This is a genomic window from Paeniroseomonas aquatica, assembly GCF_030409335.1.
Taxonomy (GTDB): Bacteria; Pseudomonadota; Alphaproteobacteria; order Acetobacterales; family Acetobacteraceae; genus Belnapia; species Belnapia aquatica.
The window spans coordinates 3,951-7,243 of record NZ_JAUFPN010000032.1 but is presented as its reverse complement, the minus strand read 5'-3'; the positions used below and the strand labels follow the sequence as shown (position 1 = coordinate 7,243).

Annotated in this window: 4 protein-coding genes; 2 read left to right on the top strand and 2 right to left on the bottom strand. The window is 74.0% G+C overall.

The features are described 5' to 3' along the window. On the top strand, positions 1-990 hold a 990-nt coding region (locus QWZ14_RS03320), incomplete at its 5' end, for a glycosyltransferase family 2 protein (protein ID WP_290315144.1). Here the strand turns inward: QWZ14_RS03320 and QWZ14_RS03315 are convergent. Then, positions 987-1,544, bottom strand: a complete 558-nt coding sequence (locus tag QWZ14_RS03315; RefSeq protein ID WP_290315143.1) for a D-glycero-alpha-D-manno-heptose-1,7-bisphosphate 7-phosphatase — start codon at positions 1,542-1,544, stop codon at positions 987-989. The genes QWZ14_RS03320 and QWZ14_RS03315 overlap by 4 nt on opposite strands. Positions 1,545-1,546: 2 nt before the next feature. Continuing rightward, complete coding sequence (locus QWZ14_RS03310) at positions 1,547-2,131, bottom strand: D-sedoheptulose-7-phosphate isomerase (protein ID WP_377751674.1); 585 nt, start codon at positions 2,129-2,131, stop codon at positions 1,547-1,549. Between the two features lie 300 nt (positions 2,132-2,431). Between QWZ14_RS03310 and QWZ14_RS03305 the strand changes: the two genes are divergently transcribed. Continuing rightward, a partial coding sequence (locus tag QWZ14_RS03305; protein ID WP_290315142.1) for a class I SAM-dependent methyltransferase occupies positions 2,432-3,293 on the top strand: 862 nt, incomplete at its 3' end.

Genomic DNA, 3,293 nt, shown 5'->3' with positions numbered 1-3,293 from the left:
CTGGCCGGGCAGGGCGCCGCGGTCGCGGTCGAGCCGCTGCCGCCCGCGGCCACCGGCTGGCGCCGCGTGGTCTGGCCGCTGCCGGCCCGCCCGCCGCTGGTCTCGGTCGTCGTCCCGACCCGCGACCGCGCCCGGCTGGTCGCCACCTGCGCCGAGGGCGTGCTGGCGCGGACCGACTACCCGGCGGTGGAGTTCATCGTGGTCGACAACGGCAGCACCGAGCCGGCGACCGCCGAGCTCTTCGCCCGGCTCGGCACCGACCCGCGGGTCCGCATCCTGCCGGCGCCCGGCCCCTTCAACTACGCGGCGCTGAACAACCAGGCGGCGGCGGCGGCGCGGGGCGAGGTGCTGCTGCTGCTGAACAACGACATCGAGGTGATGGAGCCGGGCTGGCTGCGCGAGCTGGTCTCCCAGGCCCTGCGGCCGGGTGTGGGCGCGGTCGGGGCCAAGCTGCTTTATGCCGATGCCACGCTGCAGCACGGCGGCGTGGTCACCGGCGTCGGCGGCGTCGCCGACCACTACCGGCTGGGGGTCCCGCGCGAGGACACCGGCTACTTCGGCAGCCTGGCGACGGTGCGCGAGGTCGCCGCCGCGACCGGCGCCTGCCTGGCGCTGCCGCGGCAGGCCTTCGAGGCGGTCGGCGGGCTGGATGCGGACAACCTCGCGGTCGCCTTCAACGACGTCGACCTCTGCCTGCGCCTGCGGGCGGCGGGGTACCGCATCCTCTTCACCCCCTTCGCCGAGCTCTACCATCTGGAATCCGCCTCGCGCGGGCAGGATGTCAGCGCCGAGAAGGCCGAGCGCTTCGCCCGCGAGCTGGCCTACATGCGGCGGCGCTGGGGCCCGGTGCTGATGCGCGACCCCTTCTACAACCCCAACCTCGAGCTGCACGACACCGCCGACCGGCTGGCCGAGACGCCCCGCTGCGAGCCGCCCTGGCTGCCCTACCTGCAGCCGGCACGGCGCCGCCGCCAGGGCAGGGGCCGCTAGGGCAGAGGCCGGCCCTCCAGCCAGGCCGCCGCGGCCAGGACGCTGGGCAGTACCAGGGTCCCGGCCGGGGCCAGCGCCGCCTCCGCCGCCTCGGTCGTCACCAGCACCCGGGTGCCGACCCCGGCCCGGGCACCGGCCAGGGCATCGCTGGCGCGGTCGCCGACCAGCACCGAGGCGGCGAGGTCCAGCCCATGCGCCGCCGCCGCGTCCAGCAGCATCCCCGGCCCCGGCTTCCGCCGCGGGCTGTCCCGGCGGTAGGCGCCGCGGCCGTGCTCGGGATGGTCCGGGCAGAACTCCACCGCCAGCAGCGGCGCGCCCTGGCGGGCGAATTCCAGCCCCATCCAGCCCATCAGCCGGTGGAAATCGGCCTCGGTATAGAGCCCGCGGCCGATGCCGGACTGGTTGGTGACCACCACCAGCGCCATGCCCCGCGCCACCGCCGCCCGGGCCAGCGCGAAGATGCCGGGGAGGAATTCGACCTGGTCGATCCGATACACGTAACCGTGATCGAGGTTGATCACCCCGTCCCGGTCGAGGAACAGCGCCGGCCGCATGCTCAGACCGGCCGCGGGAACATCCGCTGCTCGATCGCGGCGCAGATGATGTGCCCCGCCACCTCGTGCGCCTCCTGGACCTGCGGGGTGACGCCGCTCGGCACCCGCAGGCAATGGTCGCAGAGCGCCGGCATCTCGCCGCCGCCCTCGCCGGTGAAGCCGGCGACCCGCATCCCCAGCCGCTTCGCCGCCCGCACCGCCGCCAGCACATTGGCCGAGCGGCCGGAGGTGGACAGCGCGAAGAGCACGTCGCCCGGCCGGCCCAGCGCCTCGACCTGCCGGGCGAAGCCGTAGTCGTAGCCGTAGTCGTTGCCGACCGCGGTGAGGATGGAGCTGTCGGTGGTCAGGGCGATCGCCGCCAGCCCGGGCCGGTCGTACATGAAGCGCGCCACCAGCTCCCCGGCCCAGTGCTGGGCATCCGCCGCGCTGCCGCCGTTGCCGCAGAACAGTAGCTTGCCGCCGGCCTGCAGCGCCGCGACCGAGGTCTCGATGATGGCGCCGATCGTCTCGCAGGCAACCGCATCGGCCGCCATGCGCTCCAGCACTGCCGCGGATCGCAGGATCGCCGCCTGGATCATCTCGCTCATCCTCCTGGTCCCCCGATAGGCCGGCCCTGCCCCGGCGGGTCCCGGCAGGCGTCCGGCCCGGCGGGGTGTTGCCACAGAATCGTGCGGTGCAGCATGGGCCCATCTTTGCCATAGCTGGCCGGACTTCAACCAGAAGGCATTGCCCCGTAACCCGCTTATGTGCAGAAGCCCCGCGTTGAGCCGGCTCCCTGGAAACCAGGCCCCCCAGACCAGGCCCATCCGCCCGGGAACCTGCCCTGCATGACCCCGACGACCAGGACGCAACCGGGACCCGGCGCAGCGGCGGGCGGAGAAAGCAGCATGGATACGACCATCCTCCCCCAGCCGGCCGCCGGCCCCGTCCGCCTGCCGGTGCTGATGGCGGAACTCGACATCGGGGCGGAGATCGACTGGCAGCCGGAGCACCAGGCCGAGAGCGCCTGGCACGAGCATGTCCCCTTCGCCTTCTGGCTCATCAAGGCGCTCCGGCCGCGCAGCCTCGTCGAGCTCGGCACCCATTGGGGCGTGTCCTATGCCGCCTTCTGCCAGGCGGTCGAACGCCTCGGCCTGGAGGCCCGCTGCTTCGCGGTGGACAGCTGGGAGGGGGATGCGCACGCCGGCGACTACGGCGGCGACGTCTTCGGCACGGTGAGCGGGCTGAACGAGACCCGCTGGCGCCGCTTCTCCACCCTGCTGCGCAGCCGCTTCGACGAGGCCCGCCGCTACTTCTCCCCCGGCGAGCTGGACCTGCTGCACATCGACGGTTTCCACACCTACGAGGCGGTCGCCGGCGACTTCGCCACCTGGCGGGAGACGCTGTCCGACCGGGGCGTGGTGCTGTTCCACGACACCAACGTGCTGGAGCGCGGCTTCGGCGTCCACCGGCTCTGGCACGAGCTGAAGGCGCAGCACCCGCATTTCGAATTCATCCACGGCCATGGCCTGGGCGTGCTGGGGCTGGGCACGGACTTCCCCCCGGCGATCGCCGCGCTCTTTGCCGCCGGCGCCGATCCGGGCCGCACCGCGGCGCTGCACGCGCTGTTTGCGGCCCGGGGGGAGGCGGTGCGGACGCGCTTCCTGCAGGCCGAGGCGTCCCGGCGCCTGGCCTTGGCGGAACAGGAGGCCGCCACCCTGCGCGAGACCGCCGGCAGCCTCCAGCACGAGGCGGCGGCGCTGCGCGAGC

What these genes read in the sequence shown, in the direction of transcription:
- QWZ14_RS03315 (WP_290315143.1), bottom strand. Translation starts at nt 1,544, where the DNA reads ATGCGGCCGGCGCTGTTCCTCGACCGGGACGGGGTGATCAACCTCGAT.
- QWZ14_RS03310 (WP_377751674.1), bottom strand. Translation starts at nt 2,131, where the DNA reads ATGAGCGAGATGATCCAGGCGGCGATCCTGCGATCCGCGGCAGTGCTG.